Below are 18,596 nucleotides of genomic sequence, written 5' to 3'. Positions count from 1 at the left end.
AGCTTCACGGTGTACGAGTCGAACGATGTCGCACCGCCGCCCTCGCTGACCGAGGTGCCGCCGCCGGACTCGGTGATGACCACGAGCCCCTCGTTCACGCCCGCGACGTGCAGGTCGATGCCGGGCGCGACGATCCCGTCGTAGCGGATGTCGCCCGACGTGACGAGGTGGTCGACTGATCCGCTCGCCCCCTCGATGTCGCGCACCACGATGTCGGTCGAGATGTCGCCCGCGATGTTGATGCGGTCGCTGCCGAGGCCGCCGATCACGCGGTACGAGACGCCCCCGGCGGTCGACTGCACGAAGAACTCGTCCGCGCCCTCGAGGCCGTCGATCTCGACCGACTCCACGGTCGTGTACCGGACGCTCACGCCCGCGCCGTAGATCGCGGATGCCGTGATCACGATGTCGTCGGGGAACTCGGTGCCGAGGATCACGAGCTTGTCGTAGCCCGCTCCGCCGTCCACCGACACCGGCGCGTTCATCGTGTACTGCACCTCGTCGTCACCGCCGCCGGTGCGGATGTCGAGCGGACGCCCGGTCGAGAGCCCGATCGCCGGAACCGCCGTGCCGTTCGCCATCAGGATGTGCCCCGCGGCATCCGTCCGCGCGAGCGCGAAGGCGCGGACCACGAAGAGGTCGTTGCCGTCCTCGCCCTCGAGGCGCAGCTCGGCGCGGTTCGAGTAGACCGTGAACCGGTCGTCGCCGGCGCCACCGAGGGCGACGAGCGGCGCGCTCACGCCGGGGCTCAGGTAGCCGCGCGTCGTCGGGATGAGGAGCGGGAAGACATCGGCGGGCGCGAGGCCGGCGGAGGCGTCTCGCGGGGTGCCGTACAGCTGGCCGAGCTGGAACTCGTCGTCGCCGGCGCCGGCGTCGAGGGTGATGGTCGTCGCGGTGTCGTCGACGGCGAAGAAGTCGTCGCCGAGTCCCGACTCGACGCTGAGCCGGCCGTTGAGCGCGGCGTCGTAGGTGATCCGCTCGACGCCGGTGCCGAGAGCGGGCGAGGAGCGCAGGCCCTCGACGGTGCCGTGCACGAGGGCGACGAACGCGGGGCTGTGGGCGTTCTCGCCGGGGATCGAGGTCACCCGGCGCAGGAGGAAGACGTCCGCGCCGTCGGTGCCGACGATCGTCGCGACGTCCGCGCCGTCGTTCGGTGCGCCCGAGTCGAGGAGGTTGACGATGTAGGTGCGCGAGGCATCCGTCGTCGTCTCGACGCGGTAGGAGTCGGTGCCCTGCTGCCCGTCGAGCGTGAGGGTGTGCGCGGCCGGGTCGTCGGGGGTGCGCAGCGCCAGCACGCGGAACGCGTCCTCGCCGTCGCCGCACCCGACCTGGAGCACTGCGGGGGCGCAGATGGTGCGGTCGGTCGCCGACAGGTTCTGGCTGCCGTAGACGTGCACGGCGGTGCCGAGGAGCGTCGACATGAAGTCGAAGTGGTCGGCGTCGATGTGGCCGAAGATCAGCGCCCCGTTCGTGCGGTCGGCTCCGCCGTCGAGGTCGAAGACGCCGCCCAGGCGTCCGGCGAACGTCATCGTCGTGCCGAAGCCAGCAGGTGCCGTGGCCGCGCTCGCGTGCGTGTCGGCGTTCGCGGCGACAGGCGTCCCCAGCGGGTCGGGATCGGTGGCCGTCGGGGTGGCGGGTCCGCGGTCGGCGTCGCCGTGGATGTAGATGGTGCGGCCGGCGACGATGTCGGAGCCCGCGGGGGCGAGCAGGTCGTCGCCCACCCAGAGGGAGATGTCGACCTTGGCCCAGATGCCGCTGCGCGTCGTGGTCGCGGTGTCGGCAGCGCCGGGGGTCGTGCTGCGAGGCTGCGCCTGGCTGACCAGGCTCGTGCCGCTGACGAGGAGGATGAGGTTCTGCGTGCCCGTCGACGGGGGTCCCCTCACGCCGTTCGTGTCGGGGACCGTCACGCGCACGTCGCCGGTCCGCGACGTCGCCGCGAGCAGCCGCAGATCGCCGTCGGTCTCGGTGACGAACACGCTCGCATCGGCGGAGGCGTAGAGGCGCCCGCCCGCACCGGTGATCGACGACGTGTTCACGTCGAGGTCGTCCAGGAGCGCGCCGATGCCGCCACCGGTCGCCCGCAGGTCGATGTGCTCGGCGACCACGTCGGCGGCAGCATCCGTCTGTCCGTCCACAATCGAGCCGGCGCCCGTGACGAGAGCCACGTCGGTGACCTTGGTCGTGTCGAGCTGGTTCGAGGTGACGAGTCCGACGCGCAGGTCGCCGATGGTCTCGAACAGGTGCACGCCCAGAGCGGCGGTGGCGTTCAGGATGCCGCTCACCGGCGTGCGCGCGAGGCCCACGGTGTCGAGGAGGTTGATCTCGAGGAAGTCGCTCTCGGTGCCGATCGAGCCGGTCCTCGCGGTGAGCGTGATGTTCACGCCCTCGACGTCGCGCGGGTCGGCCGGGTTGGTGGCCGCGTCGCCCGGGTCGCCGTCGAGCATGCTCACCGCGGCGACGAGGGCGACGTCGGACGTGCGCGAGCGGATGAGGCCGATGCGGAAGTCGTCCTGGACCTCCTCGAGCGTGACGGATCCGTCGATGTCGACGTCGACCCAGCCGGAGCCCGTGCCTGCCGCGGACGGCGCCGTGAGATCGATGAAGCCGACGACGTCGATCTCAGGCGCGGTCCCGCCGTCCACGGCGTCGGGTCCGTTCACCAGTGCCTCGGTGTCGCGGATGCGGAGGTGGTCGCCCGCCACCACGCCGGGCGCCCCCGCCGGGAGCGGGGCGTCGGCGAAGATCACGAACCAGCCGCCGACGATCTCGGCGAGGAACATGGTGTCACTCGAGCCGCCCACCGTGACCTCGGTGCGCGGGCGCGGAGCGTTGCGCGCGAGCAGGCGGTAGACGCTGTCGATCTCGACGTCGGCGCCTGCGGGGTCGATCGCCGGATCGACGAAGGCGGAGACGCCGGCGCGGGCGGGGTCGTAGGCGCCGTTGACGTCGTTCACCCCGCGGAAGTGGTGGCGGTGCGGGCGCGGCACCGACCAGATCGACTGCTCGCCGGGCACGACCACGTTCACGTCGGCGGTGCGGGCGGAGGCGCCCTGGCGGATGCCGGTGCGCAGCTCGAGGTCGACGTCGCGGCCGGCGCGCACCAGGTCGAGGGTGACCTCGATCACCGTCACCGCGGGCTGACCGGCCGCGGGCACGGTGCGGTCGACGCCTCGCAGGCTCAGGTGCGCGTCGACGCCGGCGACGGCGGCCAGGCGCGGGTCGCGCGGGCCCGAGGCGGTGGGAGCGTCGAGCCGCGGGCGGGCGGTGAAGCGCACCAGGTCGACGGCGAGGCGGCGCGCTGCCGACCCGATCGAGCCCTGTGTCGCCTCGATGTCGAGCAGGTTGGTCACGATGATCGTGCTCGGCGACGACGCCAGGATGTCGCCGAACAGGTTCACGATGCGCGTGAGGCCGACCGGGTTGTTGATGCGGCCGTTCAGCAGCACGTCGTCGTCGCCGCGCTTCTCGATGTCGACGACACTCGGGGCGGCCGCGTGGCGCAGGTCGAACTCGAGCGTCACGTGCGAGGCGAGCGGGCCGCCCGACGAGCGCAGCACGACACGGGGCCACGAGCCGAACGTGTTGACGACGTCGATGCCGCTCACGGTGACCCGCTTGCCGGAGCGGTCCACGATCGTCACCGACTCGAGCGTGTCGCGGAACTCGAACGTCGGCCACGGGTCGCTCGCGCGGCCGTCGACGCTCGAGGCGTACCCGTCGCCGTTGTCGATCGCGCACGACACCTGGTCGGTCGGTGTGCACTGCGCCTCGAAGAGCACGTTCGCGTAGCCGTCGTTGCGGATCGGATCGATGACGTAGGCGCCGTCGCCATCGGGGTCGACCTCTTCGCCGATGACGGGGGCGCGCCCGCCGTTGATGGTGATCGCGTTGACCGCGACGACTCTGCCGTCGGCGCCGACGACTAGCAGGGGCGCTCCGTTGAGCCCGCCCAGCACGATGACGTCGGCATCCCAGGCGATGCGGCGCGCCTGCATGAACGGCGAGCCGCCGTCGTCGCGGTAGCGGTCGGAGTCCGTGGGCATGTCGGGGTAGGTCACGCTCGCGTTGGTCGAGAGCACGTACAGCGCGACCTGACCCGGATCGGACGCCGCATCCAGCCCCGACGCCGGGTCGGTGCGGCGGGCTCCCGCAATGACGAGCGCGCCCTTTGCGGTGTCGACGGTGGTGTCGATGCGGCCCTCGCCGTTGTTCTCGGCGCGCTGCGGCGGGATGAGGGCGACGGCGAGCCGCATCGCGTTGCGCTCGATGACGATGTTCGCGGTGTGCGCCTTGAGGTCGACGCCGCGGTCGCCGCGGATGATCGTGCCGCCGCCGGCGATCTCGACCGCGACGGTGAGGAACACGTCGACCTCCGCGTTGGCGAACGCCGTCGCGACGCCGAGCAGGATCGGGTTGACGCCCAGTGCCTTCGCGGTCGCATTCGCGAGGATGCGCGACACGAACGCGTCGAGGTTCACCGTCTCGCCGGTCAGGCGCACGCCCGTGCCGACGACGACGCGCGAGGTCGAGGCATCCGTTCTCGATCCGATCCTCACACCCCGGTCGTCGTTGGTGTTGTCGGAATCCGCACCGGCCCCGATCCCCCAGGACTCGGTGTCGGACAGTGTCCGCCCGTTCGTGGCGAGGTCGGTGCGCACGATGACGTGGTGGCCGGCGACGATCACGGCGTTCGCACCGATCGTCGCGGTGGTGTCGTTGTCGATGCGGGCGGTCGTCTCGGCGATCTTCGCCGAGATCGCGCCGCCGCCCTTCGACGAGGCGGTGGCAGAGATGCGGTGGTCGGATGCTGCCGACACGAGCACGTCCGCGCCGGCGGCGATGTCCGAACCCCCGCCGATCGCGACGTCGGTGGTGGCGGTGTCGAACACGGTGTCGGCGTGCGCCTCGCCGACGGCGACCCCGCCGCCGCCCGCACTGTTCGCGTACGCGACCGACCGGGTGCGGCTCGACGCGACGACCTGGACGGACTGCCCCGCGCGCACCGTCACGGTGCCGAGGGCCGCGTTCACCGTGGGGGTTCCATCGACACGCGCGCTCGGCACGTCGATGCCGACGATGATGCCGGCCGATCCGCCGTTCACGGTCGCGCCGGTCGCGCCGTCGCCGGCGGCGGGCGCGAGGTCTGCGAGCACCTCGCCGCCCGGGCCGCCGAGCGTGTGGGTGCCGGCCGGCAGCGACGGGCTCGTGAGCCGCGCGTAGATCACCTGGCTGCCGGAGCCGGCCTTCAGGTCGACCTGCACGAGGCCGAAGCGGTGGACGCCGGCGGCCGCGTCGCCGAGGGCGATGGCGCTTCCGCCGATCGTGGCGGCCAGCGCCACGCTCGTGCCGTCGGCTGCGCGCCCGACCGTGTAGTACGTGTACCCGTCGCGGAGGCCGGGCAGCGCCCTCTGCAGCGAGGCCGTGACGCTCTCGTCGGAACCGGGCGAGATGGCGAGCGCCTGGGCCGGGTCGTTCGTGCACCCGACGGCGTGGCAGAAGGTGTCGGCGAGCTGGATGAGGCCGTTCGCCTGCACGATGACGTAATACGTGCGTCCGCTCACCAGGCCCGCGATGCCGGTGCCGTAGTAGACGAGCGCGTCGCCGGAGTGCAGGGTCGCGGTCAGCTCGGTGCCCAGGAAGATGTTGTTCGCGCCGTTGCTGTGCGCCACGACGGTCTTACCGTTCACCGTCGTGGTCTCGGGCACCCAGACCTGGCCGCCGCCCTCGGGCTTGTCGACGAGGTGCAGCGTGACATCGACTGCCCCGGCGATGAAGTCGGCGACGTACGGCGCCCGGTACTCGACCGCGGTGCCGTTGGGCAGGGCGCTCAGCGTGCCGTCCTGCAGACGCCCGTCCGTGACGGCGGGGGCGAGCGGCGTCTCGGTCGAGGCCGTCGCCGCCGCGGAAGTCGTCATGAGCTTGATGCGGTAATCGTCGATCCTGCGCACGTAGAACGTGGTGCTTCCCGGCTGTGCGCACGTGCCGGTGGCGGCGCCCGCGCTCGCGATGATCGACGCGCCGCCGCGCGCGTCGTAGACGACGCAGTCGCCGCTCACGAACCCGTGGGCCGATCCGAACGTGATGATCTCGGTGGCGGGATCGACGGTCGATGCGTTGAAGATGGCGCCGAGGCGGATCTGCCCGGCCACGCCCGTGTCGATGACTGTGTAGCGCGCGCCCTTGTGGAGGCCGAGGATGCCGCCCCCGGTCGCCTGATAGGTGACGACGGTGCCCTCGCCGATGCCCGGGTAGGTGAAGGTCACCGTGTCGCTCGACGCGCTGACCGCTGCGATCTGGTCGGACACCGGCTGCGCCGAACCGCCGTCGTCCTTGAGCACCGCCTCCACGCGCACCGTGCCGCCGGCGTGGATCACCGTGCGCGCGGTGGCCCCCGCGGTGCCGATGTACGCGTCGAGATCCGGACCGATCGCCGCGTGAGCGTACGGGACGCCGACATCGACCCCGCCGCCGCCGTAGGCGTTGCCGGTCGCGTCGGCCTCGGCGCGCGCGCGGGCGGTGACGGTGACGCCGCCGGTGATCGGCACCGGCGCCGACGCGACGCTGACGTCGCCGATCACGACGCCGTCGCCGATCCACGCCTTCACGACCGGCTTGGTGGTGGCGGCGGCCTCGGTGCCGCGCACTCCGATGAGACCGCCCGAGCCGACGACGACGGTCGCGGTGCTCGTCGCCGAGAGCAGGTCGGCCGTGACAGACACCCCGAGAGCGCGCAGGATCGCGGTGTTGCCCAGGATCCCGGCTTCGGTCGATCCCGTCTGGTTCGCACTCGCGATCAGGAAGCTGACCGCTGCCGCGCCGCCGGCACCGCCGTGCGAGTAGGCCGAGAGCGTGCGGGAGGAGGTGGCCAGGAGTGAGATCGAGCCGCCCGTCGCGAGGGTCGTGGTGACGCCGGCGGTCGATCCGACGAAGGCGCGCGTGTGGACGTCGACGTCGACGTCGATGCGGGCGCCGGATCCGCCGAAGAGGCCGATCGCGACGGCGACGAGCTCTGCGGTCGCATCGACGGTGTCGGATGCTGCGATCTCGAGCGAACCCGCCTCGATCCGCACCGCGTCGCGGACGGCCGCGAGCACGAGCCCCGCGATCGCGATGTGCACGACGACCGCGCCGACGGCGATCACCAGGCCGCCGGCGCCGCCCGCGGCGTGCGCGACGACCGTCGGGGTGAACGTCGAAGCGACCCGCACCGTGCCAGTCGCATAGATCATCGTGCCGCGACGCACCTCCGCCGACGCGACCGAGGCGGCAGATGCACCGATCGTGATGACGAGCACGCCGGCGGCGATGCCCACGCCGGCGCCGCCGTTTCCGAGCGCGAGGACGTTGACCGAGGCGTTCGCGAACTCGTGGACGCTCGCCGTGTGGGTCGCCGAGAGCGACACCGATCCGACGGGGCTGCCGGGCTGGCCCACGCGCGAGTTCGTTCCGAGGGCGGCGGTGGCGCCGCCGCCGTCGGTGACGACGACGATGCCCGCACCCGCGCCGACGCCGACGATGAAGGCGCTGCCGATCGCATAGGCCGAGATCGTGAGCAGGAACTGCTTGACCGCGGTGAGGGTCACGGCCCCGCCGGCGAGGATCGTCGCGCCGGTGACGGCCCCGTCTTCGAGGTACGCGGCCGCGGTGCCGCCGTCGTAGACGACCGCGACGGTCACGCCGATCCCGACGAGGAGAGAGAGCCCCGTCGTGATCGCGAGCACGTCCAGCTCGTCGCGCAGGTTCGCGGCGATCGCGACGTCGTGGCCGGCGGTGAGGGTCGCCCCCGAGCCGACGAAGGCCGAGACGTTCTCGTTCACCGTCGCCACCGACACCGAGACGCCCCCGCCGAAGGCGCCGAACCCGAAGCCGCCGGTCACCTGCGTGAAGTCGAGGCGGCTGCGGGCGTCGATGCGGATGTCGTGGCCGGCGCTGAGCGTGGCGCCCCGGCCGACGAACGCCGCCGTCCCGGCCGGGATGCCGGCCTCCTGGGGAGGTGCCGTGCGCGACCCGGCGATCACGCCTGCGGGGGATGCAGCGCCGAGCGAGCCGTTGGCCGAGGTCGCGGCATCCTGCAGCACTCCCGCGTTCGCGCGGCCGTGACCGGCGCCGCCGACCTTGCCGATCTCGGTCGAGGCGGAGCCGCCGCCGATGAGCGTGTCGGCGTTCGTCAGCGTCTTGCCCGCGCCCTGGGCGCCCAGTGCGTCGTAGGTCGGGTTGGTCGCGTTGCCGTTCTCGTCCTGGTCGGCGTAGCTGTACGTGCCCACGAGGTCGCCGGCGATGACCCACACCGAGATCGCCGCACCGAGCGCGGCCGCACCGCCCGCGGCGCTCAGCGCGAAGGTGCGGATGTAGCGGTCGGCGAGGGCGGCCACGGCGATGTCGCGCCGGGCCCGCACGTCGCTGCCGGCGATCCACGCGGTGGTGTCGCTGTTCACGACGCCGACGTCGACGCCGCCTGCGAGCCCGATCATGCCGATCGCGAGTCCGCCGGCGATGACGAGCACCGTGAGGTCGTCGACGGCGACGACGCGCACGTCCTGCGTGGCGGAGGCGTTCGGGGTGGCGGTGTTGATGCGCGCGCCGCCGGCGATGTACGCCCGCGTGTCGGCGTTGATCACCTCGACGGTCACCGCTCCGGCGATGCCGGCGGAGAAGCCGGCGCCGGCGGCGACCGCGACCGACACGACATCCTCGCGGCTGACGGCGGTGACGATCACGCCGGTCGCGGTGGTGTGGCCGAAGGCCCCGTCGCCGGCGAGCGTGCCGTCGTGGACGTCGACGGCCGCGCCGTTGCCGGAGGCGTCGACGGTGGCGGCGCCGATCCAGGCCCGCGTCGACTTGGTGAGCACGGTCACACCGACGCCCGCTCCGGCGCCCGCTCCGCCCGCGCCGATGCCGGCGCCGATCGTGATGAGGTCGATGTCGGTGGCGTCGAACGCGGCGACCAGCACGCTGCCGCCCGCCGTGACGGCGGCCCCGTCGTCGATCGAAGCCCACGTCGTGGAGTCGATGACGAGCACGCCCACCGCGCCGCCGAAGCCGACCGCGCCGACCCCCATGGCCACGACGATGACGAGCGTCTCCTCGTTCGCGTCGGCGCGCACGATCACGTCGCCTGCCGCGGTCACCACCGCGTTCTTGCCGATGCGTGCGGTGGTCTGGGCGGTGACGACGGCCACCTGGATGCCGGGGGTCGCAGCGACCCCGCCGCCCGACGCTCCGCCGGCGATGCCGAGCAGCTGGTAGTCGTCGGCGGCGATGACGAGCACGTCGTCACCGGACGAGAGCTGCGCGAGGTCGTCGACCTCGGCGTTCGTCGTGGCGTTCAGGACGTGCACGAGGGCGGAGATCTGGACGCCGAAGAAGAGGCCGCCCGACGCCCCGATGCCGTACATGCCGATGTCGTCGCGGCTCAGCGCGGTGACGGCGACGCCGGTGAAGCCGGTGCGCGCGTTCTCCGTGACGGTGCGGTCCTGGGTGAGCTGCGGCGAGGTGAGCGGGTTCTGCGAGGTGTCGCCGCCGTGCTGGGATTGGTCGTACCCGACGTCCTGGTCGGTGAGGCACGGCGCCGTCACCTGGTGCGGGTCGCGCGTGCCCCCGTTGCAGGCGTTCGCCGCGAGCAGCTCCGACAGTCCGTCCTCGACCGTGATGCCGGGGCGGAGAGCCCGGCCGACGACCACCGCGCGCGCACCGATCACGGCCTCCGTCGTCTTCGTCACGACCGGCACGACCAGCGCGCCCCCGACTCCGCCGATCTCGATGCCGATCGCGAGGTTGCCCGACACCACCTCGACCCGCAGGGCGGAGGATGCGGCGACCTGCACGCTCCCGTCGGCCCGCACCGTCGTCGGGGTCACCGCTGCCGGGGTCCCGGCGATCGTGGCCTTCGTGGTGACGTCGATGACGTACACCCCGACCGTTCCCGCGACCGCGACGTCGCCGCTCACGGCCCCCGCGATCGCGACTCCCACGACGAGCTCGGTCGAGACGGCGATCACCCGCACATCGCCCTGCGCCTGCACCTCGGCGCCCGCGCCGATCCACGCCTGTGTGTCTTTGGCGAGCACGCCGACGGTGAGGCCCGCGCCGATGCCGACGCTGCCGGACCCCGCCGCCGCGCCGGCCGCCGTGACGTGCACGGTGCGGTCGGAGGCGAGGACGAAGACGTCCTGCGCGTTGTTCTCGGCGCCGGCCGTCGTGTTGATGCGGGCGCCCGCGCCGATCCACGCGTGGGTCTCGCGGTCGATCACGGTGACCGCTCCGCCGCCGGCACCGGCGACCTCGCCGGCGCCCGCGAGCCCGATGCCCACGGTGACGACATCCTCGGTCGCCGTGGCGACCACCGCGACACCGCGCCGGAGCACCGTCTGGCCCCGGCCGTCCGGCACCGTGAGGGCCGCGTTGCCGCGGGCGTCCACGACCGCGCCGTCGCCGATGTAGGCGTGCACGGTGCTCACGTCGATCTGCAGCGGCACCGCCACCCCGGCGGCGTTGTCGCCGACAGCGATGCCGCCCGCGACGGCCACGGCGGTGAGGTCGTCCGCTGCGGCGACCAGGATGCTGCCGCCCGCGCTGACGGGGCGGCTGCCGGTGATGCGCGCCACGATGTCGTGCATGATCACGTTGATCGAGATCGAGCCGCCGACAGCGAGGTCGTTGCCTCCCGCGGCGCCCACGGTGACGCTGACGATGGTGGCGGTGAACGCCGGGCTGCCCTCGGTGCTGGGGTCGCCCGGGATGCCGATGACGAGCGCGCTGCCCGTGCCGGTGTCGAGGGACACCGCGCCGGGCACCCCGGTGTCCGCCGGCAGGTAGCCCGCCGTCACGACGATGTTGCGGCCGGCCGAGACCTGCGCGTCGTCGATCGCGGCGATGATCTGGTCGAGCTCGCCGTCGACGGTGGCGGTGTCGCTGTTGGTGTGGTCGGGGTTGGCCGCATCGAAGCTGCCGCCGATGAAGTTGTACGCGAACGATGCGCCGACCGCGACGCCGCCGAACGCGATGCCGACGCCGCCGGCGACGACGACGAGGGTCACCGACTCGGCGGCCGTGACGAGCACGTCGCGCCCGGCCTGCACCGCGGGGCTGTGCGCGACGACCGCGGTGAGGGTGTTGGCGATCGAGTTGACGGTGACGGACCCGCCGATCGCGAACCCGTTGTCACCGGCGAGCGCGCCACCCACCGCGATCGCGACGAGCGTGGCCGTCGAGCGCGCGGCGACCGTGATGTCGGATGCCGCACCCCGCGCGAACACCGACACCCCGTCGATGCGGGCCGAGATCACGTTCGAGATGAGGTTGTAGCTGATGGCGGCGCCGACGGCGGGGCCGCTGGTGGCCAGAGCGACGCCGCCCGACAGCGACGCGATCACCGAGGCATCGGTCGCGGTCACCGACACCGGGCCCTGCGCGTCGATGACCGAGGCGCCGATCGGCGACGACGACACGGTGTCGACGATCTCGGCGATGATCCGGTTGTCGACGATGTTGATGAGGAGCGAGCCCGACGCGGCGATGCTGTTGCCGGTGGACGCCGAGGCGGTGACGCCGACCGCGACACCGCCGATCTCGGCCTTCGAGGTCGACTCGACCGTGACCTTGCCGTCCGTGGTGAGGTCGACGTCGTCGAGTCGCGCTTCGACGTCTCCCTGGATCTCGTTGTACCCGACGGCGGCGCCGATCGCGCTGCCTGTCGTGACCGCGATCGCGCCGCCCAGGGCGACGATGCCGGAGTCGTCGGTGGCAGCGACCGTGACGTCGAGCGTGTTCGTGGAACTCGTCGCTCGGAGGATCGTGCTGCGGGTGATCTCGGCGATCGTGCGGTAGACGAGGAGGTTGACCGCGAAGTGGAAGGCGCCGCCGATGTGCGCCTGGGCGTCGGCGGCGAGGCCGACCCCGGCGCCGATCGCGTAGATGCGCTGACCGGTGTCGTCGTTGAGGCTCTTCGCCGTGACCGACAGCACCTTGCCGCCGATCGTGAGCGTCGAGCCCGAGATGCGCGCGCTCGAGATGAGGGGTCGCGCCTCGGTGCCGAGCAGGTTGAGCGCGATGCCCAGGCCGATGCCCACCGCGCCGCCGAACCCGATGCCGCCGCCGACGGCGACGATGCGCGTGCCGTCGCGCGCGGCCACCACCACGTCGGATGCGATGACGCCGCGCACGTTCTGCACGACAGCCTCGGTGGTGCCGTAGACGGTGTTGAACGAGAACGAGCCTGCGACCGAGACCGACTGGGTGCCGGCCGCGGCGGCCATGCCGGCCGAGACGCTGATCAGGTCACCGGTGCGGGTTGCCTGCACGACGAGCGATCCGTCGGTCGTGGTGAGGTCGGTGGCGACGATGAAGGCCCGGGTCGTCGCATCGATGAGGTTCACGCTGAGCGCGCCGGCGAGCGCCGCGGCATTCGTCTTCGCGCCCGCCACGAGCGCGGCGCCTCCGGTGATCGCCCGCTGCCAGAAGTCGTCGAGCGCGGTGACGGTGATGCTTCCCGCGGTGAGATGGCCCGCGTCGGCGATCGACGCCTGCGTGGTGTCGACCACGACGTTCACCGCGATCGCCGCAGCGACGGCGGCCTGCGACTGCGTCGCCGGCTGGGCGTTGCCGCCGAGGAGCTGCAGCGCCTTGGGCGATGCGCCCGCGGGCGGCGTGGGCTGTGGCGCCGCGGGTCCGGAGAAGGCACCCGCCACCGTGAAGGCCCACAGGTCGCCGTCGAGCTTCGCCAGCACGTCGACGACGCCGGTCACCGTGATGTTCGCGTTCGGCCGGGCCGTCGCGGTGCTGGTGGCCGAGGCATCCGGATTCCCGATCACGGCCTTGGTCGTGCGGTGCAGGTCGTTGATCGCCAGGGAGAACCCGACACCGAGCCCGGTGCCGAATGCGACGGCGCCGACCCACGTGACCTGGGTCATCAGGTCGCCCGCGTACAGGCGCACGTCGCGACCCGTCACGATGGCGTTCGCACCGAGCTGCACCAGCGTGTCGCTGCGCTGGCCGATGTAGGCGACCGAGCCCGAGATCGTGAACGCGCCGCCGTTGCTGCCGGACTGCACGAGGTCGATGTGGAACAGCGCCTCTTCGGCCTTCATGTTGAAGCCGCCGTCGGTGCCGCTGAAGATGCGGGCGCCGTCCTGCACGATCGCGTGGGTGGTGTTGTCCTGCACGAAGATGAGGAACGCGCCTCCCGCGCCGCCCTTCTCGCCGCCCCCGCTCACGGACGGCGTCTCGAGCCGCTCCTTGATCTTCACGTCGGCGGTGTCGAGATCGAGGTCGGGAAGCGAGAAGTTGCCGGTCATCGACAGCAGCTGCTGGTAGTTCGTCGCCTCGACCGACACCGTCTGCTCGCCGGTGTTGTTGATGTGCGTCGCGTTGATCGCCTCGGGGTCGGCGGCGTCGGTCGAGCGCCACTTCTCGTCCTGGTTGATCCAGGCGCCGCCCTGCACGGTCGCCGTCGAGACGTTGGTGAGCACCAGCACAGCGAGCGAGCCGGCGAGCGCGATCTTGTCGGCGGTCGCGGTGGACGTCGTCCACGCGTTGAACATGCCCTGGAGGCCGAGGGTGGTGTTGAGGTACTTGAGCACCGCGTCGGGACCCTCGCTGCGCAGGCGGTCGATGAACTCGCTCCACGACAGCGGGATGTACTCGTCGAACCGCACCAGGAACGGGTAGCTCACGTCGGAGATCACGCGCGTGGCGCGCAGCCCGTCGACCTTCGCCCCCGTCTTCACGGTGGCGATCGCCGTGTTGTCGAAGTTCCCGACCGACACCGCGACGCTGATGGCCGTGTCGGCGCTCGAGCCGGCCAGGCCGCCAGCCGCGTCCGTCTGAGGCTCGATGCTGCTGTTGGCGCTGATCGTGTAGCCCTGCGCGATCGTGGCCTTGATCTCGAGGTCTTCGCCCGACTTCACGACGGCGGTGGAGCCGATCGTCGTCTCGACGTGGTGGCCTGCGTCGATGACGGCCAGCGCCCCGGCGACCGCCAGTGGCGGCGGAGACCCCAGCCCGGCAGCGGGGGCGTGCGCCCCGAACGCGAACGCCGCGGCATCGAACAGCTGGTTGACGGCGTTGCCCGCGAAGGACTCTTTGAGCCGGGCCCACCACGTCACCGGGTGGCCGGCGTCGGCGAGGCCGGCGGCGGCGCTCGAGGAGTCCTTCGCCTCGAGCTTGGCGAGGATGCCGACGCCCGTCGCGAACCCGGTGTCGAGCACGTGCTTGGCGGCGAAGTGGTAGCCGCCCGCCTGCGCCGGGCCGATGTCGATGAGCACGCCGGCGCGGGCTTCGTTCTCGGTCTCGGCGAGCCCGATCACCTGCGCGTCGGTGAAGCGCGTGTTGCCCTGCAGGTTGGTCTGGTTGGTGCTCGCGACGACGTAGTAGGTGGCGCCGTCGACGAGGCCGTCGATCTTCGCGTCGCCCTTCTGGTGGTACACCACCGCCTGGCCGAGCTCGAACGTGTTGAACACACCGCCGGTCCAGTGCAGCGTCACCGTGTTGGCCGCGGCGTCGACGTCGGCCGCGCTGAAGTCGCGCGTGTTGTTCGTCGTCGCGGGGAACCCGGCCTGCGTGAGGTCGACGGTGAACTGCTGCAGGCACACGAGGTAGGCCAGGTACGCGGCGTGGTCGTCGCCGGCGGCGCTGCAGGTCGCGGCGCGCACCGCGGCCTGCTCCGACGAGGCCAGCGCGATGAATTCCGATTCGTTGAGGTCGAGGGTGGTCGGGTCGTCGGCCATCCACACGACGAAGTACGTGCGTCCCCCGACGAGCCCGCCGATGTTGCTGCCGCGGCGCGGACTGTAGGTGACGGTGTCCTCGGTGACGAGGCCGTGCATGCCCACGTGGATGCGGTCGTACGCGTAGTCGACGTAGCCGACGTCCGTGATGTTCGTGACGAGGGGGTCGATCTCGATCTTCACGGTCGAGCACCCGGTGAGCGTTCCGGTGAGGTCTTCGCACGGGGTCATGTGCGCGATCACCGTGCCGTTCACGACCGTCGTGACATCCGCCTTCGACAGCTCGATGCTGAAGGCGAGCCCGGCCGACCCGTCGGCGTACATGCCCGATTCGGCCTCGGCCTCGGACTCGACCGTGCCGCCGGCGACGAGGTTGGCCGTCTTCCCTGCCTCGATGACGGCGCCCGCGGCGACGTCGATGTGCGCGTTCGCCACCGCGTTGCTCACTGCGACGGCGATGGCCACCTGTGTGCCGCCCGGGTTCGCGAGACTCTTGATCTCACGTTCGGTCGAGGCGCTGATCGAGGCGCCGGCGTTGGCGGTGGCGGTGATGACGATCGCGGCGGTGCTCGTGATGAGCGCGTCCTTCTTGATGATCACCGTGGCGGTCGCCGTGGCCTGCACGAAGCCGGCGCTCACGAGGCTGCCGCGTGCGGTGCCGTTCGCGACGGCCGCCGCCGTGGCGTACATGCCGACGGTGTCGTCGCCGATGAGCTGGGCGCCGACGCCGATCGTGATCGTGGCGGTGGACTTCTTGAGGAGCAGCTTGACCGGGAGGGCGATGATGCTGCCGAGGAGGCCCGTGAGCGGGTCGAGCACGTAGCTGCCGACCTCGCGCGCGACGCCGAGATACTCGGCGAGGCTGCGGTCCTCGGCCTGCGCGATGAAGAAGATGCCCGTCGCGTGGATGGTCGCGCCGTCGCCGACAGTGATCGACACGTTCCGGTCGGTCGCGAAGACGGGTGAGAGATTCTCGGCGAACGCGCTGCCGATCTGCCGGGCGCGGAAGGTGACCCAGCCGGCCCCGGTGTCGATCGCGACGTTCGCGTTCACCGTGATGTGCGCGGCGTAGATCTCCATCACGCCGTCGTTGGTCCAGACGTCCCCCGTGAAGGTGACGCTGTCGGCCTCGGGGTCGTCGACGAAGATCGGCATGTCGTCGCTGAGCCGGCGGTTGCCGTAGACGATGAACGTGGCTTCGCTCACCCAGCCGGCCGCGAGGCCGGTGACGACGATGGTGTCGGCGCCGTCGAGGCCCTCGACCACGAGCGACGTGCTCGGCACCGCGAACTCGATCACGGTGGTCACGACCTGGGTGATCGGGTCGTACCAGCCGTGCGAGCCGTAGTCGACGCGCATCCGGTTCGGATCGGTGGGGTGAGCCGAGATGGTGATGGTGTCGTTCGACGCGGTGCCGGTGATGCGCACCGTGTCGCCGCCGACGGTGAGGAAGGGGGTCTGCTGGTCGAGGCCGGTGTAGGCGATCACCCGGCCGTAGAGCGACGCGGTTCCGGCAGCATCCGTTCCGCTGATGTTGTAGAGCGCGCCGCTGATGCTGCCGCACAGGACGACGCAGGAGATGACCAGGATGTCGGTGCCGCCGCTGCCGCCGGCCACCGATCCGATGGAGCCGGTGCCGACGACGTCGAACACGTCGGCGTTGTTCGCGGTGCCCACGAGGTTCTCGATGGACGAGAAGGCGATACCGGCGACCGTGCCGGAGTTCGCGCCGTCGATCGTCCAGCGCACACTCGCGTCGGGAGGACCGCGGATCGAGTCGGAGCTGCTCGCGGAACCCACCAGCCTGTCGATGCCCGAGAAGGTGCCGAAGCCGACGACCACGTTGACGGGCGGGACGTACGACAGCGTCACGTCGATGCCTCCGGCGAACGGCGACGCGGCACTGGCCGCGATGACCTGCACGCTCACGGTGCGCGACTCGCCCGGCAGGCCCGGCGCCGAGATCCCGAGCACCCGGAACAGGATCCAGGCCGACGGGTCGTCCGCACTCGAGATCAGCAGCTGGCCGCCGCTCTGCGAGGTGTCGATGCGATCGATGGATGCCGCGACCGACGCGCCCGCCGCATCCGTGGTGCTGATGACGACCTGGGTCGCCTGGTTCTGATCCGGGGTGTTGAGCCGCACCGTCCCGGCCGCGGGTGCGCCCGCGGTGGCGGCGGAGAACGCGGTCGCGATGTCGACCGCGCCGCCGGCGAGGATGGCGACGATCTGGCCGCCGCGCGCCGAGAAGTCGAGCACGTCGACGGGCGCCGCCGCAGCGTCCGCGACCGCACCGCCTTCGACGCCGCCCGAGAGCGCGCCGCCCGCCAAGACCTTGAAGGTGTCGTCGGCGTTGCCGCCCACGAGGGTGCCGATACCGGTGAACGACGTCGTGCCGAGGGTTCCGGCATCCGCTCCCGAGACGGTCCAGGTGTTCGCGGCGTCGGGGCCGACCAGCGTGTTCGCGCCGCCGCCGCCCGCGATCGAGCCGATCGACCCGGTGCTGCGCATCGCGAACGCGTCGGCACCCGAGCCGCCGACCACGGTGTCGATGCCGCTGAACGAGATGTCACCCGTGAATCCGGTGCCCGGCCCGTCGATCACCCACTGCGTGTCGGCGGCGCCGCCCGCGAGGCTGTCGGTTCCGGCGCCCTGCAGGCGTTCCACGCCGGTGAAGGCGACGGAGGCGGCACCTGCCGCGAGCACGCCGGCTCCGGGGCCGGTGAGGGTCCACTGCACGCTGCCCACGGGACCGGTGACGGTGTCGCTTCCCGCGCCGCCGTCGAACGTGATCCCGATGCCGGCGAGCGCCGCCAGCGCCGCCGCGGAGAACACGACGGTGTCGTCGCCGCCCGAGCCGACGATCGCGAGGGCGCTGATCGTGTCGAGGGCGCGCCTCTCCGCGCCGATCACGAGGTCCGTGCCGTCGACCGTGACGGTGACGGCGCCCGCGATCGAGATCGACCACGGGGTGGCGGCGGCCAGCGCGGTGACGGTGAGGGATGCCTCGGGCGCGGCCGGCTGCGCCGCCGCCGGGTCCTCGGCCGCCACGTCGGCGGTCGCAGGGTCTTCGACCGCGGGGGGCGCGACGGACTCGGCGGCCGGGTCGGTCGTCGAGGCGGAGTCGGGGGCTGCCGGTGCCGGGTCCACGACGGGCGCCGGTTCCGCGGCCGGCGCTTCCGCCGGAGCTGGGGCGGGTTCGGCCACCGGAGGCGCCGGCTCGCCCGCGCCCGGGTCGGTCGCCGCGGGGTCGCCGGTCACGGCGTCCGTCGCCGCGGTCAGCGGCAGCTCCGCGCCGGCGGCCAGCGCACGGAGCACGCTGACCCGGGCACCGGCGTCGACGCCGCGGGTGAGATGACGCTCGCCCGGCGCGAGGCTCTCGTGCATGATCGCGTCGGCGCGGCCGAGGTCCGCGCGGCCGAGCAGGTGCCCGATCTCGTGCGCGAGCACCGTCTGCAGGTCGAAGCGTCCCGCCGCCGGGCTCGAGCCCGAGGCGTGCGCGACGTCGCCGGAGCGCTGCGCGAACTCGTGCGAGGTGGACGGGGTGCTGTCGACGAACCAGCCGCGGCCCGCAGCATCCATGTCGATCGTGATCGTGCGTCCGGACGTGACCGCGAGCCGATCGCCGCTGACGGCGCCGACGCGCACGACGGCGCCCGTGAGGCCGGTCTCGCCCCACACCGCCAGGGCCGCCGGAAGCACCGTGTCGATGTCGGCGGGCGTGAGGACGCGGATCGCGGAGGAGGACCCGACGGGCGCGGCGGAGCGGAGCGCGAACTCGTCGGCGACGGCCGCAGGAGGGACCATGAGCGGGGTGATCGCCATCGAGAGCGAGACGGTGGCGGCGACCGCCGCGGAGCGCGCGCGTGACAT

Annotated in this window: 1 protein-coding gene (running past one end of the window); it reads right to left on the bottom strand. The window is 72.3% G+C overall.

What is annotated here, in order from left to right; all coding sequences use genetic code 11:
- Positions 1-18,596 carry the 5' portion of a Calx-beta domain-containing protein gene (locus ASF40_RS01865; protein ID WP_056365595.1) on the bottom strand. Its footprint begins 9,328 nt before the window's first position, so only the first 18,596 of its 27,924 coding nucleotides appear in the window; it begins with the start codon at positions 18,594-18,596; its stop codon lies beyond the left edge, outside the window.

The sequence above is a fragment of the Microbacterium sp. Leaf288 genome (assembly GCF_001422925.1).
In the GTDB taxonomy this organism is placed as follows: domain Bacteria; phylum Actinomycetota; class Actinomycetes; order Actinomycetales; family Microbacteriaceae; genus Microbacterium.
This window is presented reverse-complemented; position numbering and strand designations above follow the sequence as displayed.